We start from the raw sequence: 19,433 nt of genomic DNA on the forward strand, positions 1-19,433 counted from the left end.
TTGTTTTTTACTGTAATCATTGTATAAGAGGAGCCGCCGGCTTTTACATAGCATAATTCAAGTCCTTCGGCGGTTTGACTTGAAATTTGAAAGTCATCACATGTTCACGAAAAGGATGGGGTTCCATGCTGGATCAAACCGACCTGCGCATACTGGACGAGTTGTCCAAAAACAGCCGCATTACAATGAAGGAATTGGGGGAGAAAGTTCATTTAACCGGGCAGGCAGCCGCGGCCCGGGTAGCCAAACTGGAGGATAACGGGGTACTTGAGGGGTACACCATCAAAGTCAATCAAGTGAAATTAGGGTGCTATATCCATGCCTTTATTACGATTTTTACCAACAGCCCGTATCATCAGCCTTATCTCACGTTTATCAAAGCGCAGGAGAATTACGTGGTAAACAATTATAAAATCAGCGGGGACGGCTGCTATCTTCTGGAGTGCAGATTCCCGTCCAATACACACCTGGATGAGTTCCTGGTCGCGTTGAACGAGCATGCCAACTACAAATTATCGATTGTGATCAATAAATAATCGAATAACACACGGCGTTCGTGCATTTTTTCAAAAATCAAGTGAAATGAGACAATGACTTGATTTTATCTATGTATCGGGTACAGGAATCGTATTACACTTTACCTCATAAATGTATTGAGGCTGTCAGCAGGCTAACCATAACCAAGGAAGGTGTTCTACGCGATGAACCATGAACACGGGAACAGCCGAAGCGGTGGTGAGATCGACGCCGTGCAGAGGCAGTTATATCAACGTTCGCTGCTTATCGTGGTGTTCTCGCAGCTATTTGGAGGGGCGGGACTAGCCGCGGGGGTCACGGTGGGTGCGCTGCTTGCGCAGGAGATGCTGGGATCGGAGAGTTTCGCAGGTATTCCCTCCGCCTTGTTAACGCTGGGCTCTGCTGCGGCTTCCCCTGCTGGTGGGACGCATTTCTCAGCAGTACGGCCGGCGGCTGGGTCTCGCCGGGGGATTTATGGCCGGCGGCATTGGGGCGATCGGGGTCATATGGGCTGCAGCATGGAATAGTGTCCCTCTTTTGTTCGTATCACTGTTTATTTACGGGGCGGGAACGGCAGCCAATCTGCAGGCACGGTATGCGGGAACCGATCTGGCGCGGCCTGCCCAGAGGGCCAAGGCGATTAGTATGGCCATGGTTTCGACTACGTTCGGCGCCGTTGCAGGTCCTAACCTGGTGGGCGTTACGGGCCGGTTTGCAGCGGCCATCGGGTTTCCACCCCTCACGGGCATATTCTTTTTGGCAGCGGCCTCATTTATCCTGGCGGGAAGCGTATTATTCCTGTTTCTTCGTCCGGACCCCTTACTGGTGGCCCGAAGGATGGCAGCGGCCTCACAGCAGAGTGAACCGGCAGCCCCCCAGCTGGACTCAACCGGATATGACCAAAGAAAATTAGTCGTAGGGGCCACCGTCATGGTGCTGACCCAGATCGTGATGGTCGCCATTATGACCATGACCCCGATCCACATGAAGCACCACGGGCATAGTCTGGGTGACGTGGGGTTAGTGATCGGCATTCATATCGGCTCGATGTTTCTCCCTTCCCTGATTACAGGCATTCTGGTAGATAAGCTGGGCCGCGCCGTGATGTCCATCGCTTCGGGTGGCGTGCTGCTGCTTGCAGGGTTGATGGCAGCAGCCGCACCTCCCGATTCTTTGCCGCTGCTCACTCTTGCTCTTGCCCTGCTGGGGCTCGGGTGGAACTTGGGTCTGATCAGCGGTACGGCGCTGATTGTGGATGCGACCGATCCGGCCACCCGAGCCAAAAAGCAGGGAGCGATGGATGTACTGCTTGCCTTGGCCGGAGCCTCGGGAGGGGCTCTGTCCGGGATGGTTGCAGCCCATTCCAGTTATGCCTTCCTGTCGCTGGCCGGCGGTGGACTCGCGCTGCTGCTCATTCCCGTAGTGATCTGGTCCCGAAAAAAACAAAAGAACAGCGGACGCACGACAGGAGATTCTTGACAAATCGATAATTCTCGATATGATTATATGTATGGATCCTATCGAAATTTTCAAAGCGCTGTCCAACGAGTCGCGGCTTCAAATTCTGCATTGGTTAAAGGAACCCGAAAAACATTTTAAACCCCACGAAGGGATTGATATGAGAAAGACAGGGGTATGCGTCAGCCAGGTCACGGAGAAGCTCCATATGACCCAATCCACCGCGTCCCAATATTTGTCCATCCTCCAACGGGCCGGGCTGATCAAGACGGAGCGGATCGGCAAATTCACCTACTATACCAGGGACGAGGAGAAGATCCGCGAGATCGGCGATTTCTTGAACAATGAGATCTAACCCCAATCGGCTGAATGCTTCGAGGAGCATTCGGCCCATTTCAAGATAACATATCGATATATCTTGATATGTTAATATATTGCTGTATGCATCGACATTTTTTAATATATAGATGCAAAATTCGATTGAAGGAGTGAATGATGATGGTGTCGAGTACGTGGAGGGTGTACGTTTTGGCGTTGGTCAGTTTTCTGGTGGGAACTTCGGAGTATGTGATTTCGGGCATCATGGATAAAATCTCGGGAACCATGGGCATCTCGATTACCGCGGCGGGGCAGCTTGTGACGATCTTTTCCTTCGTGTATGCGGTTTGCACTCCGATCCTGATGGCCCTGACGGCTAAGGTGGACAGAAAGAAGCTTCTGCTTGGCTCGCTGGGTCTGTTCGTGCTGGCCAATCTGCTGTCCTTCGCTCTGCCGCAGTTTGAGCTGTTCCTCCTCGCCCGCGTGATCATGGCTCTGGGGGCCGGTATGGTCGTTGTGACAGCCCTGGATATCGCGGCCAAGATTGCTCCTGCCGGGAAGCAGGCCGGTTCGATCGCAACGGTGATCATGGGGTTTACGGCGTCCCTGATTATCGGGGTTCCCATCGGCCGTACGGCGGCTGCGGCATTGGGCTGGCAGTCCATATTCGGCTTCATTGCGCTGGCCGGACTTGCCGCGATGCTGGTGCTGTCCCGGACGATTCCGCGCGTACAGGGGGATGCCCCGGTTCCCCTGGGCCGGCAGCTGCAGCTGCTAAGAAACCGTAAGGTGGCGCTGGGCTTATCCATTACTTTCTTCTGGCTGGGCGGGTATTCGATTGCCTATACCTACATCTCGCCTTATCTGCTCCAAGCGGCAGGGATGGAGGAGCGGCTGCTGAGCGGGGCTCTGCTCGCCTTCGGTGTGGCCAGTCTCTTCGGATCCAAGTGGGGCGGTTACAGTACGGACAAATGGGGAGTATCTTCCACGCTTCTTGGGGGCATGGTGCTGCATGCGGCGGCACTGGTGATGCTCTCCGTCACCACGGCACTTTCGCCCGGACCGTTCCCTGTGATGGCCATCCTCGTCTTATGGTCCTTTGCCGCATGGTCTTCCGGACCTACGCAGCAGTTCAATCTGGTCCGCATCGAACCCAATTACTCGGGCATCATGCTGGGCCTGAACCAATCCATGATGCAGCTTGCGATGGCCGCGGGAGCGGGAATCGGCGGGATTGCCGTGGAGCTGGTCTCCTTGTCTTTGATTACCTGGCTGGCGGTGATCGGTGTGGTGATCGCGATCCTGGCTTCCCTGGTGCTGAATTCCATGTTCAACGAAAAAGCGGTGCAGTCTTCAAGCCATATCCGGAAGCCCTCTTCGCAGAGCTGAAGGGTGATAGCTTATAAAATTGCAGAGTTCCACTGGTGACCCCACAAGCCGCCGGATGCTTTCGCTATCCGAGCGGCTTTATCTACGTATGCTTGCCTGCCCAGCGATGCAGCGGTGCCATCCTGTACGACCCTGAGGATGAATAGGGGAGGCTTCTTTTTCATTTGCGCGTACGGCGGTGGGGCAGTCGGCAAGGGAGACGTTCACGGTGAAGGTGCAGGCCGGCCGAGGTCAAGTGTCCGCAAACCCAGCTGTATCAAGGGTTTCGGAAAACTGTCAATGGTACGGAAACGTGTTAATTGTGCCGTTCGTGCGGTTCCCCGTATAGTGTGGTTACCGGCCCGCTGCAAGATGAGGCCGGGGGACGGAGACTCACGGCTTACACTTACAACGTAACAGAGAGAAGGGATACGAATGAGCAGAAGTTCGGCACAGCAGCCGCTGTTGTCGCAGACCGTGTTGAAACCCCGCCGGGCGATGGGGTTGCGGAGGGATTACCAGCTGTATCTGTTGATGATCCTTCCCATTGCGTATTTCATCGTGTTCAAGTACGTACCGATGTACGGCGCGGCGATTGCATTCCAGAATTATAGTATTTTCCAAGGCGTTTCCGGCAGTGAGTGGGTCGGATTCGATAACTTCCGGCAGCTCTTCGCGATGAGCCAGTTCTACCAAGTGGTGAGGAATACGCTGCTGCTGAATTTCCTGGACCTCTTCTTCTCGTTCCCCGCACCGATTGTTCTTGCGCTCCTGCTGAACGAGCTGAGAGTGGTCTGGTTCAAAAAGGTGGCGCAGACGATCCTGTACCTGCCTCACTTTATCTCCTGGATCATCATCGGCGGCCTCGTGTACCAGATGTTCGCCACAAACGGAGGGCTCGTCAATAATCTGATCGTCAGTCTGGGGCTGGAGGCCGTTCCTTTCCTGACGGAAAAGACGATCTGGGTGCTCGTGTACCTGGGAACCGGGATCTGGCACAGCGCAGGCTGGGGGACGATCATCTACTTGGCGGCGTTAACGGGAATCAACAAGGAGCTCTATGAAGCGGCTGAGGTGGACGGGGCCGGCCGAATGAAGAAGATGTGGCATATTACACTGCCGGGGATCCGCTCGACGATTGTGGTCATGCTCATCATGCAGCTCGGCCATATCATGACGATCGGCTTCGAGCGGCCGTTCGTGATGGGCAATCCGCTCGTCATGGATTATGCGGAAGTCATCAGCACCTTCGTGTATAAGTCGGGTCTGCAGGCGGCTCAATTCTCGCTGGCGACGGCGATGGGGCTGTTCCAGGCACTGGTGGGACTGATCTTCGTCGTACTGGCGAATACGATCGCCAAGCGCTTCGGGGAGCAGGGAATATGGTAGGAGGCCGGGAGATGAAAACAGGAACATTACGGAAAACGCCGGGATTTCGGCTTGTGGACGCCGTCATCATGCTGATCGTCGGAGCGGTGATGCTCATTTGTCTCCTGCCCTTTCTGCATATCATCGCCATCTCGTTGAGTTCCAAGCATGCCGTTCTGTCGAATCTGGTTACGATTTTTCCGCGGGAGATTGACTTTCACGCCTATGAGATCGTCTTCCAGGATTCAAGAATGCTGTGGTCCATGGGCTTGACCATCGTACTGACGGTATCGTATACGCTCATCAGTATGGTGATGAGCATCTGTGCGGCGTATCCGCTGACGAAGGAGAATCTGAAAGGGAGATCCGCATTTATGATGCTCATCGTCTTCACGATGTTCTTCAGCGGCGGATTGATTCCCGAATACTTGCTGGTGAAGCAGCTCAGTCTGCTCGACAATCTAATGGCACTCATCGTGCCGGGGATGATCAGCGCATTCAACCTGATCATCCTGCGGACGTTCTTCACATCGATCCCGGCGAGCCTGGAAGAATCGGCTTACCTGGACGGAAGCTCCCACATCGGCACGCTGATCCGGATCGTTCTTCCGCTCTCCCTGCCGGTGCTGGCGACCCTCAGCCTCTTTTATGCGGTATCGAGATGGAACGGCTTTATGGATGCCCTCTTCTACATTACGAATGCCGATCTGTATCCGATCCAGCTGAAGCTGTACCAGGTCGTCATGAACAGCATGGTCACGGATTTGACGGCGCAGGAGGGGGCGGCTCAGGTCGATGTCGTGCCGGAAGGCATCAAGGCGGCCAGCATCATGTTCGCCACTACGCCGATCTTGATCGTATACCCGTGGCTTCAACGGTATTTTGTTTCCGGCGTCATGATCGGTGCGGTCAAAGGGTGATCGCACTGCAGAACGGGGCACATGGAATCGATGGCTCCCACTCCTTTCCAGAGGTGTAAGGTACATGAGAGTCGAAACTAATAGATGAAGGGGAGTTCAACATGAATGAAAAGCATAGCAAATGGTTCCGTATGTTGGCGGCGGCCTTGATGCTGACAGGGATGCTGTCCGCTTGTTCCAGCCCATCCAAGGAAGCTTCGCAGGATGCCTCCGGAGGCGCAGCGGGCAAAGACCCCGTCACCTTGAAGGTGGAGGTATTCGACCGGGGCAATGCGCCTGCCGGGGCGGGTCCGGTAACCGATAACTTCTGGACGCAGTGGATTCAGAAGAACTTCGGAGATCCGAACAACATCAAGCTGCAGTTTGTGCCGGTCCCGCGGAATCAGGAGGTGGATAAGCTCAATGTCCTCATGGCTACCGGTGACGCGCCCGATCTTGTATTCACTTATGACCTCAACACGATTAATAACTATGTGAAAAGCGGCGGTCTGACCGAGCTCGGCAAGCTGATCGACGACCATGGACCGAATCTCAAGAAGTTCCTGGGCCCGGACGTGCTCTCCTATGGGGTCTTCAGCGGCAAGCAGTATACGATCCCGGCCAAGAGACCTTTGCAGCACACCCAGTCTTCCTATATCCGCAAGGATTGGCTCGATAAGCTGGGGCTGCCGGTTCCGAAGACGACCGAAGAATTCTACAACGCCATGAAAGCGTTTAAGGAGAAGGACCCCGGGCAGACCGGCGGCAAAGTGATTCCGTACTCCTTCAGCGCCATGAACGGTACGACCATTTCCACTCCGGGCGTCCTGATCAGCTCGTTCGTGAAGCCATTGTCCGAGGAAGATTTCTACGCCACACCGGAGCTTCTGAAGCCAGGGTACAAAGAGGGCGTCCGGTACCTGAATAAGATGAATCAGGAAGGCTTGATCAATCCAGACTTCGCGCTGGATAAGGACGGCAAGACCTTCGAGAGGGATGTGGCGAACGGGTATGTCGGCGCCTTCACGGCACTGGCCGCCCACCCGGCCTTGATGGGGCCGGGCAACGTCTTCGATACGCTCCAAAAGAACGTTCCGGGTGCCGAGTATGCCGCCATGGATCCCTTCACGAATGAGGAAGGCAGGACACCGAAGGCCATCTATGATCCGGTCGGCTTGCACATCCTGATTCCGAAGTCGAGCAAGCATGCGGCGGAGGCGATCCAATATCTGGACTGGATGTCCAAGCCGGACGTCCTGTTCACGCTGACCAACGGCATCGAAGGCCAGCATCATACGGTGGAGAACGGCTTCCCTAAGGCGATCACGACCGATGAAGCGAAGAAAACCTTCTATAATAACACCGATATTGCGCTCGTCATCAACGGCAAAGACTTCGGGTCCCAGGATAAAAATATAGAAGCGACCTCCCTTGCATTCCCGAGCTATACGGAGCTGGCGAAGCAGACGATCAAGAATGCGCTCAAGGACGGGTATACGAATCCCCGCTTTGACCGCCCGATCGACTCCGAGATCAAGTACAGCAAAACGCTTGCGGACAAAGCACAGGAGGCTGTTGTGAAGAGTATTCTCGCCAAGCCGAATGAGTTCGATGGAGTCTTCGATTCGAAAGCCGCTGAATATGTGAAGCTGGGCGGCCAAGCCGTCATGGATGAAAAGAGGGCGGCTTACAAGGAAATGAAGAAGTAATCACCGCAATGACGGATAACCCCCTGATGGTTCAGGGGCTTGTCTGCAGGACACCGCAGAGGAGGACGGGGAGATGAAAGCGATCAATTCCAACTACATTAAGAGAATGCTGCTGTCCTATCTCCCCATCCTCCTGGTTACGGTCAGCATGCTGATCTTCATCTTCATTTCCATCATCAACGAAATTAATGTCCGAAACGCCATTCAGGCGAATCAGCTTACCGCCGCATTCGTCAAGAACATGGTGGACAGCACGCTCAAAGGCATCTCCTTCGACGCACAGAAAATGATCGAAACGAGCGGAGAGCTGCAGCTGTACCTCGACGGTCCAACGGACCGGGCACGGGAATTCGATGTCTCCAATATGCTGAGCGGCCTTATGGTGCGGTACGGGCTTATCGATTCTATCTATCTGTACCGGGCAAAAGACGGCAGGGTGCTCGACCAAAGTGCGAGCCGTCCCATCGGCCAGTTTCCGGACAGGGGGTATCTCCGCAGCTCGGTGGAGCGGATCCTGACAGGCGTCTGGTCTTCGCCGCGGGTGAAGGAAAACGAGGTGCGGACGGTGTCCACCTTGGTACACGTTACCTCCCTGGGACTTAAAATTCCCCGGGATTCCGGCAGTCTGGGCTATCTGGTCATCAATATCAAGGTTTCGTCGCTCGAATTATTGATCAGCCAGATGATCGACCGGAACGTGACGCAGGCGCAGCTGTTCGATACGCAGGGGCAGCCCTTTTTCGATGGGAACGGCCTTGCGCCCTCCAACAACAGTCTGAACGCGGAGACCGTGTCGGATTATACGGGCTGGACCTACCGGATGAGTATTAAAGGCGGCAGGCTGCTTGATCTTCTGTTCCACGGAAGCACGGTGTGGGTTACGCTGGCTCTCGGGGCCATTGTCTTTGCGTTCGGCTCCACCTTCTATGTCACCCGGCGCAACTATAAGCCCATCGAAGCCATTCTGCACCGGATTGACCGGTTCGCTTCCGTGGTGAAGACGGCCGGCCCCAAGGAGAACAAGAATGAGTTCGCCTTTATCGATCAGGCTATTGAACGGCTGATTACGAACAATATGGTCTTTCAGGAAAAGCAGCAGGAGAACCTCGTCATCCGCAGGCAGCAGTTTCTGCAAACCCTGCTCAAAGGGGAATTTGAGGACGACCGGGCGACCTGGCAGCAGGAATGGCAGCATTTTGGGCTGGAGGCAGGGCATTTTATTGTGGCTCTGCTGGAGCTGGACCATTATGTGCAGTTCGGCCTGAAATACAGTCCGAATGACCAGTCCCTGTTCAAATTCATCATCAGCAGCGTCGCCGTCGAGAGCGCCGAGCAGCAAGGCCGGAGAATCATAGCCGAGTGGATCTCCAAGAATCAGCTCGTGCTTCTGCTCCTATCGGATGAAGGCGAGTCGCTCGAGCACCATCTGCTGCAGCTGTCGGAGCAGGTTCGAAGCTGGGTGGAGAAGCACCTGGAATTCACGGTGACGATCGGCATCGGTTCGGCGGCACACCGCGAATCGGACATAGGCCGTTCGTTTGAGGACGCGGCGGCGGCCGTAAGCTGCAAGGTGACGCTGGGCGTGAATCAAATTATCGATGCGGTCGAGCTCCAAGAACGGCAGGGCGGCGAATGGTTCGACTACCTGGAGATGATCCGCACGATCGTTCGCAAGCTGCGGATGTCGGAGTCCGGATGGCCGGGAGAGCTCCTGCGGCTGTTCCATGAGATGAGGGTCCGGCACCTTCGCAAAGATGATGTCGAGCGGCTGCTGCACTATCTGGTGTTTCAGCTGGATTACGAGATGGCGGAGACGCTGCCGGATGAGGCCAAGGCATGGCTTCAGGACGCCAAGCCGGCCATGCTCCTTGCCCTGGGGCAATCGGATACCCTGGAGCAGCTGGAGCGCTGTTTTCTTATCGCCTTGGAAGGGCTGGCGGACCATGTCAGGGCGCTGGTGCAGAATCAGCGCCATCATGGGCTGTTAAGTGAAATCCGCAGTTACGTGGAAGGGCACTACAGGGACCCGAATCTGTCTCTCACTATGCTGAGCGACCGGTTTGAGATCAATGCCAAGTATTTAAGTCAGCTTTTCAAAGAAAGCTTCGGCCAGAACTTCATTGATTTCCTGATGAGTCTGAGAATGGAGCATGCCAAACAATTGCTGCGGGAGTCGGAGGTTTCGGTGCAGGACATCTCGGAAATGGTGGGCTATGTCAATACGACTTCGTTCATTAGAGCCTTCAAGAAATTCGTCGGGCTGTCGCCGGGACAATACCGCGAGGCTCAAAGTAAAGAGGGAGTACGCAGTATCCATTGATTAGCAAAAGATAAGACGCTCATGTTTGAGGCTGCTTGTACAGAGGGGGGATGGTTACCTTCCGCTTGACAGGAGTCTTAACCATGGGCTTTTTGTTTGGCTTGGGTGGCGCCGCATCCCCGATTCTACTTCTTCATTTCCTGGTAAGCAGGAATTGCTTATAATAGGTGAAGAGTGATACATGCTGCTGCCGATTTGGAAAGGAAGATACACTTGATCGTACTTAAATTTACCCAGGCCTTGTTGAAAGACATGAAGGCCGTACCGATGGAGTGCCATGACAGCGGAGAGCTATCCCTCTTTCATTGGCACGTCAATATCTATCAGTTAAACCGCCGGAAGCATATAGTTTTTATCAATGACCTGTCACGGTTGTGTATCCTCATTGACGGGATCCGAAGCGGTCAAGTCACTCGCTTGCAAGAGAAATTCTTACTGACGCTCAGAACCTATATGGCCAGTGAAGGAATAGGGGAAGCTGTGATGGATACCTACTTGAGAGAAGGTTCTGAGATCATGATATCCAAAACGAACAGCCGAAGCGTGTTAGGAACCATGAAAGAAGCCACTTATTTCACAGAGGATGATTTTGGGGATGATCTCAGCCGGCTGCAATGGATAAATCGACTGTTTTATAAACCGATTGATTATCGCAATCCTATCAAAGTTTTCAAGGAAGCGATCACCCTTCATTATGAAGGGAAGAGGACAGATTCGGCATTTCCAAGCAAGAGTGAGAAGTAAGAAAGGAAGAAGAAGTCCAATCCGCGAAGACACAAGAGACTTCATCGGGAGGGCCGATTGCATAGGGCAAAACATTGGCTGCCTGCTTATAATGGCAGGAATATCGTAAGAGGCTACAGCAAGCATTTTGGGGTAGACCTGCTGTGTGCCCTCTGCGAATTACGTTTGCTCGGAATAGCTGTAGACGAAAAGTATGTAAGACGCGATCCAGGTTGACTTTTTCTTTTTCGATTCACAAGAATAGGCTCTGGTGGGGAGTATCCCGCCTGAGCCTTTTACTCGTGCGGTCGCATATGAATTTATCTTAAATACATTGACAGCTCCACTAATAATGATTATCATTATCTTTTAGTGTTGAGAACGTTTATCACTGTATATCGTCAGGGGAAGAAGATGGATGGAGACATCAATGAATAAACCGGTTCAGCCTGTGATCCGGTCGCGTCCGGTGACGGCCGCGCTGATTATGGTTGGAGGGACAATCGCACTCCTGCTTGGCCTTGGTCTATCGATATCGGTTGGCGCTTCGGACATCCGTCTCCATACCGTTTGGGAGGCGCTGTTTCATTTTAATCCCGAAGCGACGCAGCACCGGATCATTCAGGATCTCCGCATGCCCAGAGCCTTGGCCGGGGCTATGGTCGGCGCCTGCTTTGCCGTGTCGGGAGCGATCATGCAGGGGATGACGCGCAATCCTCTGGCCGATCCCGGGCTGCTTGGAGTGAATGCCGGAGCCGGGCTGGCGCTTGCTCTCTGCTTTGCGTTTTTGCCGAACCTGCCGTTCCAGTACCTGATTCTGCTCTCATTCCTGGGCGCTGCCGTAGGAAGCGGTCTGGTGTACGGGATCGGTGCGCTTGCCAAAGGCGGGTTGACGCCCGTTCGGCTTGCGCTTGCCGGAGCGACGGTCAGCGCACTGCTCGTAGCACTCAGCGAAGGAACGGCGATCTATTCCCATATGGCGCAGGATCTGGCCTTCTGGCATGCCGGAGGGATGGCCGGCACGAAGTGGCTGCAGGTCAAGATGATGGCACCCTGGGTGGCTGCGGGTGTGATTGGCGCCATGCTGTTATCCCGGTCCGTTACCCTGCTCAGCCTGGGCGAAGAGATGGCGGTCGGACTGGGCATCCGGACCGGGTGGATTAAGCTCTGCGGCTCGGTGCTGGTGCTGGTGCTCGCCGGGGCTGCCGTGTCGGCGGTCGGACCGATCGGCTTTGTCGGCCTGGTGATTCCGCACGTAGCCCGGTACTTCGTCGGAAGCGACTACCGCTGGATCGTTCCCTGCTCGGCCGTACTCGGCGGTTTGCTTATGGTATTTGCCGATATCGGCGCCAGATTGGTGAACCCGCCATTCGAGACGCCGATCGGTGCAGTGATCGCCCTGCTTGGGGTACCCTTCTTTATTTATTTGGCACGCAGGGAAAGGAGGGAGCTGTAGGTGGCACATTTGCAAGCGGCTCCGGACAGGAATCATCGTACAGCACGTGCCGCAGCCGTGATCACAGGCCTGTGTGTACTGATCCTCCTTGCTTTCATCATCAGCATGAATACAGGGGTGATCCGTCTCGCTCCCGTCGATGTGGCCCGAACGCTCTTTGGGGGCGGCACGGACCAGCAGAAGCTCATTTTATTTGATTTCCGGCTGCCCCGCATCGTGATCTCCCTGCTCGTTGGGGCAGGGTTCGCCGTATCGGGAGCGATTCTTCAGGGCGTCTCCCGCAATGCGCTGGCCGATCCTGGCCTGCTCGGGATCAATGCCGGAGCCGGACTGGCGGTCGTCTTGTATATTTCCTTCTTTCCTGTCAAAGAGGAGGCCCCCGTATTCTTCATGCCGCTTCTTGCCCTGCTTGGAGCGGGAACCGCGGCGGCACTGGTCTACCTGCTTGCCTACAAGAAGGAGCAGGGGATTTCTTCCACCCGGCTGATTCTCATCGGTATTGCCGTTGCGGCGGGCATGGGAGCATTGATGCTCGTGCTGACGATCCGTCTGGATCCGAAGAATTATCAATTCGTCGCGGTGTGGCTTGCAGGCAGCATATGGGGGACGAGCTGGAAGTATGTCACGGCCGTTCTTCCCTGGATGCTCGTGCTGCTTCCCTTGGTCTTCTACAAGGCCCGCGTGCTGGATGTGCTGCACTTGGGAGAACAGGTTGCGGCCGGGCTCGGGGTTGCCATCGAACGGGAACGCCGTAGGCTGCTGGCGGCAGCCGTAGTGCTGGCCGGCGTATGTGTCGCGGTCGGCGGAGGGATCGGCTTCGTCGGTCTGATCGGCCCGCATCTGGCCAGGCTCCTCGTTGGGCCGAAGCACCGGTACCTGCTGCCGGCTTCGGCGCTTACCGGCGCTCTGATGCTGCTCGTAGCCGATACGCTGGGCCGGTGGATTTTGCAGCCGACCGAAGTGCCCACCGGCATTGTCGTAGCGGTGATCGGCGCACCGTATTTTTTATACCTGCTGTCAAGATCCAAAGCCTGATTCGCTTCTGACTAACTCATGTATTCCGGAAACGGAAATAGGCAAATCCTTGGCTCATACCCTTAATCGATCAACATCAACGGAGGTCATCTTATGAAGAAGAAACATACATACTCGTTATTGGGAGTCGTATTAGGCGCCGCCATCGCAGCGAGCGGCTGCGCAAGCTCGACCGAGCAGGGGGCTGCAGGCAGCTCTTCTCCTGCCCCTGCGGCATCCGAAGCGGCCAAGCCTGCGGCTGAACGGACGATGAAAGACGCACTGGGGCACGAAGTGAAGATCCCGGCGAACCCGCAGCGCATTATCGGCTCCTATCTGGAGGATCACCTGGTCACTCTTGGTGTCAAGCCTGTCGCCCAGTGGTCGGTCAGCAATGGAAAATCGGTACAGGTCTATCTGCAGAAAGAGCTGAACGGAATTCCTACGATTCCAAGCGATCTTCCCTTCGAATCGGTCATGAGCTTTACTCCGGACTTGATCCTCGTGGATAGTGCGGAGCAGGTGGCCGGAGACAAATATGCCCAATATGCCAAAATCGCCCCGACATTCACGGTAGGGAGCGGAGTCAACAATGATTGGCGGCAGGAGCTGCTGACGGTGGGCGAGGTGTTGAACAAGAGCGCGGAGGCCAAAAAAGCCTTGGAGAACTATGATCTCAAGGTGAAGGATGCCAAGGAGCAGCTGCAGAAGGCGATCGGCACTCAGTCCGTGGCCGTTCTCTGGGTAACCGCCAAAGCTGTATATGTTCCCAATGAGAAATTATCAAGCGGTGACGTGCTCTACCGGGATCTTGGGCTGACTCCGCCGGATGAAATCAAAGAAATTTCCAAAACGGCAACCGCGAACTGGAATCCCATTGCAACCGAGAAGCTGGCTCAGATGAAGATTGATCATATGTTTATCGTGAACAGCAAGGGCGTCACGAAAGAAGAGCTGCTGAAGGATCCGGTATATGCCGGCATTCCCGCAGTGAAGAACGGGCATGTCTATGAATATGATCAGTCGGCTAGCTGGTTGTACACCGGAACGATTGCGAACAGCCAGATGATCGACAATGTCATGACGAGCATTCTCAAGAAGTAATCGGGCAGGAAGGGGGAGGACGAAATGGAGCCATTCGATCTATTCGAGGACGAGATTACGACGGAAGAGGAGCTGCGGTCGGTCGTCGGCTTTCCGCATGAAGCCGTAGTGCAAAAATCGGTAGCGGTGATCGATGACCAGATCCGCCGCTATATCGCCATGTCCCCCCTCTTTTTTCTCTCCACTTCCCATGCGGACGGAAGCTGTGATGTTTCCCCGCGCGGAGACGTTCCGGGGTTCGTACGGGTCTGGGACGAGAAGCATCTCGTCTTCCCGGAGCGGCAGGGGAACCGGCGTGCCGATTCGCTGCTCAACCTCCTGACCAACCCTCATGCCGGAATGGTGTTCCTCATTCCGGGAATGGAGGAGGTGCTCCGGATCAACGGCCGGGCCCGGATCATACGGTCGGCCAAGGTGCTCAGCGGGATGCAGTCAGGGAACCAGACACCGCAGCTTGGTGTAGTGGTGGAGGTGCAGGAGTGCTATATTCACTGCTCCAGAGCGCTGAAGTCTTCCGCTGTCTGGAATTCGGGAACGTGGCCGAGGCCGGAGGAGCTTCCTTCATCGAAAGAGATGTTCCATGCGCATCTGAAGATCAACGGTTACAAGCTTACATGAATGATGCCCCTTGCGCTCAAGACGTAATGGGGCAGGAATGAACGGAACAGACAGGGAGCGGACTGCCGGGGGCAGCTGCTCCCTGTTTGCGTTGGCAGCCGCTTAAGGGGGAAGTGAACGTTTCGCTTGCTGGCGGCCATTGGACTTTTTTGAAGCCCGGATTTTTGAACAAGGAACACTGAAATTTGCATGTTCGATGCCTCTTTTTGACTATACACTGATATTGCAGTCCAGCCGGCAATGCGGTTGTTCAACCCTACCGGGGAATGAAGGAGGTACTTCGGTGTCATGCGTTCGTCATCTTGGGATAGAGACGGACGGAAGGATCGGAATTTGTCTGGGGTTTGACATGCGGGTCGTACGTAACAAGGATGGCTATCGGAATTTCGCGAGGAGGCAAGAATTGATGTTGAAGAGAGAAAAGGAAGCTGCAGGAAACCGGAAATGGTCCAAGCTGATCATCGTTATGCTGATTCTGGCGATGGTTCTTCCGGCGGTTCCGCCTGCGGCGCTGGCTGCAGATTCGGTGCTGGTTGATGATGATTTCAGCAGCTATGCACCGGGTCCGTTCACAGTTGGAAGCGGTAACAATTGGACAAAGGAAGGATCGACTCCCGACATGACCGTAGTTTCGGATACGGTTACCGGAAGAACGTACGGATCGATCACGAACAACACCACCGGTTCGATCTACATCGGCCAGCGTTTTACTGCTCAGGGCGGCGGTTTGATTATGGAGTTCGACGCGAACATGCCGACGAGCAAGGGCGGGACCTTGTGGGTGATGGACGGCAAAGTCAACGCGACGAGCGCGGCCGCTCTGCGTTATCAGATGGATGCCGGCGTCATTAAGCGCGGGGGGTCGTCGACCGCCAATGTGCTTCCCTATGATGTGACCCATTGGTACCGGTTCAAGATTGTGTTCAATATCCCCAAGCAGCTGTACACGATCACCATTACGGATTTGAATGACGGGAAAGCCGTCACATGGAATGAGAACTTCTACAGCACAAGGTCCAAGATCAGCTCCTTCGGATTCTATGTCAATCCGGGCGGCGGCAAAGTCAACTTGACGAACGTCCGCTTGACTTCGCTCGATCTGTCCTTAAGCGATCTCAAGCTTACTTCGGATGGTTATGCTCCGAAGCTCAGCCCTGTCTTCGATCCGAACGTGGAAACGTACCGTGTCGAAGTTCCGCATACCACGGACAGTCTTACCGTGACTCCTACAGCCGGCAATCCGGGGAACGTGAAGGTGAAAGTGGGAGAGACCGGCGTCGACAGCGGAATGTCCACCGCCGTACCTATTTCGGATGCTTCTACGAGTATTGCGGTGAACGTGGCCTCCGCGGTATATTCCGAGATCTCGAGGACCTACACGATTCAGGTGACCAAGCTGGAGAAATCGCCGAATCTCAGGTATGTATCCACGGAGCCGCACGATTCGGTGGTGAAGATCGGCTGGGAAGAAACACTCGACCCGACCTATCAAGCCGCTCATATTTATCAGATGAATGCGGATCAAAGCCTGACTCTGGTCGACACGGTCCCCAAAGGGACTTACATCTCCACGATTCAAGGCTTGACGAATGGGAAGACGTATACGTTCATCGTCAAAGGCCTCTACGCGGACGGCACCGAATCCTCCGGAGTCACAGTGCAGGAGACGCCGGTGAAGCGGGCCCCCCGTCAAATGGAAGCCTTGAACCGCGGTTTGATTGCGATGAAAACGCAGGACGGCGTCTATGTCGGCTGGCGCCTGCTCGGCACGGATCCCGGGAACGCGGCCTTCAACCTGTACCGTGACGGGGTCAAGGTGAACCCCTCGCCGATTACCGGCAGCACGAACCTGAAGGATCCGGAGGGAACAGGCAGCTCCACGTATTTCGTCCGGACTGTGGTGGATGGCGTCGAGCAGAAGCAGTCGGAGACCGTGAAGGTATGGGATACGAACTATCTGAGTATTCCCATCCGTAAGCCTGCCGACGGCGTGACGGTGACCGGAGAAGCCTATTCATACCGGGCTAACGATGCGACAGCCGCCGACCTGGACGGGGACGGGGAATATGAGATCATCCTGAAATGGGAACCGACCAATGCCAAGGACAATTCGCAGGCCGGTTATACGGGCAATACCTTTGTTGATGCATACAAAATGGACGGCACGTTCTTGTGGCGCATTGATCTCGGACGCAACATTCGTGCAGGCGCCCACTACTTGGACATCATGGCATACGATTTGGACGGGGACGGCAGGGCCGAAGTCACTTTCCGCACTGCCGACGGCACGGTCGACGGGCAGGGGAACGTCATCGGTGACGCGAATGCGGATTGGCGGAATACCAGCGGTTATATTCTTACCGGACCGGAGTATCACACGATTTTCGAAGGAGCTACCGGTAAAGCTCTGGCCACGGAAGCTTATGAGCCGGGGAGAGGCAATGTCTCCGACTGGGGAGATGCCTACGGCAACCGGGTGGACCGCTTCCTGGCGGCGATCGCTTATCTCGACGGCGAAAGACCGAGTGTGATTATGCAGCGCGGCTACTACACGCGCATGGTGCTCGTCGCCTACAATTGGAGGGACGGCAAGCTGACCAAGCTGTGGACCTTCGATTCGAATACGCCTGGCAACGAAGGGTACCGGGGACAAGGCAACCATCAATTGTCCGTCGCTGACGTGGACAGTGACGGCAGGGATGAGATTATTACCGGAGCCGCCGCCATTGACGACAACGGCGCAGGCTTGTGGAACTCGGGACTCGGTCACGGCGATGCGATGCATGTGAGCGACCTGGATCCGGACCGGTTAGGGCTGGAAGAATGGGCCGTACAGGAGAACACCGCGGCTGAGTATTCGGCGGAGATGAAGGACGCGAAGACCGGCAGAGTGCTGTGGGGCCAGCTGCAGGTTGGCATCGACGTGGGCCGCGGACTGACCGCCGACATCGATCCTACGCGGCGGGGCGAAGAGGCATGGGCCATTGACGGCGAATGGAACAGTACCACAGGCGGGTTGTTCAGCGCGAAGGGCGAGAAAATCTCCGGCAGCATCCCGTCTTCGAATTTTGCGATCTGGTGGGACGGCGATTTGAGCAGAGAGCTGCTCGATCATAACTGGACCACAACCCCGGTAAGGCAGGGCACACCAAAGATCGACAAGTGGGACTATGTGAACAACCGGCTGAACAATCTCGTCACATTGGAAGGCACGGCATCCAACAATGATACGAAGGGCAATCCTTCCCTGCAGGCCGATTTGTTCGGCGACTGGCGGGAAGAGGTCATGGTTCGCACCACCGACAGCTCGGAGCTGCGCATCTATTCGACGACCGACCGGACCGACCAACGCTTCGTTACGTTGATGCATGATCCGGTCTACCGGCTCGGCATCGCTTGGCAGAATACCGGCTACAACCAGCCGCCGCATCTGAGCTATTACCTCGGGAACGGCATGGAGCAGGCGCCGAAGCCGAACATCCGCACTCATGCGGTGCCGGCCTCCGAACTGTCCGTATATGCGGCTGCTGATGAAGTGACGGCCGGCGGGCAGCTGAGCTTCTTCCCTGTGATTACGCCTTCGGCTGCCAGCATCGGCAGTGTGAACTGGTCGGTTACAGGGGAGGACGGCTCCCCGACGTCGCTGGCATCGATTGACGCTAACGGTACCCTTACGGCGGCTGGCGCAGGCACGGTGAAGGTTACGGCCGCGGCAGCAGACGGCTCCGGATTGACGGGCAGCCGGATCCTTACCATCAAGCCGGTTCTCGTCACCGGCATTCAGGTCACCGCAGAAGGGAATGTGACGGAATTTACCGGTCCCGGCAGCTTACCGTTTCATGCGGCGGTGACTCCCGGCACCGCAACCAATCCGGCAGTGAAGTGGAGTGTGGCCGATCAGAACGGCGCGCCAACGAATATCGCCAGCGTGACGGACGGCGGAGTGCTTCAGACGACCGGAGCGGGATACATCAAAGTTAGGGCTGCCGCACAGGATGGCTCCGGTGTAACCGGGGAAGCGGTGCTCCGGGTGAAGCATGTACTGAACGGCATACTCACTCTGCCTGTCAAGCCGGATGCTTACGGCAAAGTGTCCGCAGCCGCCGCATCGGAGGATATCCGCAGGATGATTCTTTCGGCCGGCGGAGATACGGTTGCGATCGCACTGCAGTCTGCTTCCGCCGTGAAGGAAGCGCAAATCCGTGTGCCGCTCCAGGAGTTCAGCCAGGCATCGAAGAAAGGAATCAAGCGGCTGCAGCTGCGGATGGGATCGGCGAATTATACGGTCGACATGGGCTTCATCAACAATGCGTTGAAAAAAGGCTCGACTACGCTGATCCTGACGGTGGATGCCAAAGGAAACTTCAAGTACGTCAGCCAGTGAACTCAGCTCGAAAGCAATAGGATTAGAAGGAGAAACAGCCATCCCTGTATGATTAGGGGATGGCTGTTTGTGCTCTTTCTAAAGAATAGTTAAGGATGGAGGAGGCTGGGGAAGGATGCCGAATGCATACAGGGAGCATGGATGTATCGCACTCGGTTCGATACAAGGTGTATCATAA

The 19,433-nt window shown here is 55.5% G+C and carries 14 protein-coding genes; all 14 read left to right on the plus strand.

What is annotated here, in order from left to right:
* Positions 1-125 precede the first annotated feature (125 nt).
* Positions 126-536: an Lrp/AsnC family transcriptional regulator gene (locus PM3016_RS11675; RefSeq protein ID WP_013915760.1), complete on the plus strand. Its 411-nt coding sequence runs from the start codon at positions 126-128 to the stop codon at positions 534-536.
* Positions 537-936: 400 nt separating this feature from the next.
* On the plus strand, positions 937-1,995 hold the full coding sequence (locus tag PM3016_RS11680) for an MFS transporter (RefSeq protein WP_420798956.1): 1,059 nt from the start codon (positions 937-939) through the stop codon (positions 1,993-1,995).
* Between the two features lie 31 nt (positions 1,996-2,026).
* On the plus strand, positions 2,027-2,329 hold the full coding sequence (locus PM3016_RS11685; RefSeq protein WP_013915762.1) for an ArsR/SmtB family transcription factor: 303 nt from the start codon (positions 2,027-2,029) through the stop codon (positions 2,327-2,329).
* Positions 2,330-2,475: 146 nt separating this feature from the next.
* Positions 2,476-3,681 carry an MFS transporter gene (locus tag PM3016_RS11690; RefSeq protein ID WP_187298032.1) on the plus strand — a complete coding sequence of 402 codons (1,206 nt, stop codon included), beginning with the start codon at positions 2,476-2,478 and terminating at the stop codon, positions 3,679-3,681.
* Between the two features lie 414 nt (positions 3,682-4,095).
* Positions 4,096-5,049, plus strand: a complete 954-nt coding sequence (locus PM3016_RS11695; protein WP_014369606.1) for an ABC transporter permease — start codon at positions 4,096-4,098, stop codon at positions 5,047-5,049.
* An 11-nt stretch (positions 5,050-5,060) separates the two neighbouring features.
* The gene (locus PM3016_RS11700) at positions 5,061-5,948 is read left to right on the plus strand and encodes a carbohydrate ABC transporter permease (protein WP_014369607.1); all 888 of its coding nucleotides are present in this window, start codon (positions 5,061-5,063) and stop codon (positions 5,946-5,948) included.
* Positions 5,949-6,049: 101 nt separating this feature from the next.
* On the plus strand, positions 6,050-7,636 hold the full coding sequence (locus PM3016_RS11705) for an extracellular solute-binding protein (protein WP_014369608.1): 1,587 nt from the start codon (positions 6,050-6,052) through the stop codon (positions 7,634-7,636).
* Between the two features lie 73 nt (positions 7,637-7,709).
* Positions 7,710-9,956: a helix-turn-helix domain-containing protein gene (locus PM3016_RS11710; RefSeq protein WP_014369609.1), complete on the plus strand. Its 2,247-nt coding sequence runs from the start codon at positions 7,710-7,712 to the stop codon at positions 9,954-9,956.
* Between the two features lie 213 nt (positions 9,957-10,169).
* Entirely contained in the window at positions 10,170-10,700 is a 531-nt protein-coding gene (locus PM3016_RS11715) for a DUF6933 domain-containing protein (RefSeq protein WP_014369610.1), read from the plus strand.
* Between the two features lie 409 nt (positions 10,701-11,109).
* The gene (locus tag PM3016_RS11720) at positions 11,110-12,135 is read left to right on the plus strand and encodes a FecCD family ABC transporter permease (RefSeq protein WP_014369611.1); all 1,026 of its coding nucleotides are present in this window, start codon (positions 11,110-11,112) and stop codon (positions 12,133-12,135) included.
* On the plus strand, positions 12,136-13,170 hold the full coding sequence (locus PM3016_RS11725; protein ID WP_014369612.1) for a FecCD family ABC transporter permease: 1,035 nt from the start codon (positions 12,136-12,138) through the stop codon (positions 13,168-13,170).
* Positions 13,171-13,263: 93 nt separating this feature from the next.
* Positions 13,264-14,253: an ABC transporter substrate-binding protein gene (locus PM3016_RS11730; protein ID WP_014369613.1), complete on the plus strand. Its 990-nt coding sequence runs from the start codon at positions 13,264-13,266 to the stop codon at positions 14,251-14,253.
* Positions 14,254-14,277: 24 nt separating this feature from the next.
* Complete coding sequence (locus PM3016_RS11735; RefSeq protein ID WP_014369614.1) at positions 14,278-14,871, plus strand: MSMEG_1061 family FMN-dependent PPOX-type flavoprotein; 594 nt, start codon at positions 14,278-14,280, stop codon at positions 14,869-14,871.
* Between the two features lie 406 nt (positions 14,872-15,277).
* Positions 15,278-19,255, plus strand: coding sequence for a rhamnogalacturonan lyase family protein (locus PM3016_RS40730; protein ID WP_014369615.1), 3,978 nt, complete (start codon positions 15,278-15,280; stop codon positions 19,253-19,255).
* The last annotated feature ends 178 nt before the right edge of the window (positions 19,256-19,433 follow it).

The organism is Paenibacillus mucilaginosus 3016 (genome assembly GCF_000250655.1).
GTDB classification, from domain to species: domain Bacteria; phylum Bacillota; class Bacilli; order Paenibacillales; family NBRC-103111; genus Paenibacillus_G; species Paenibacillus_G mucilaginosus.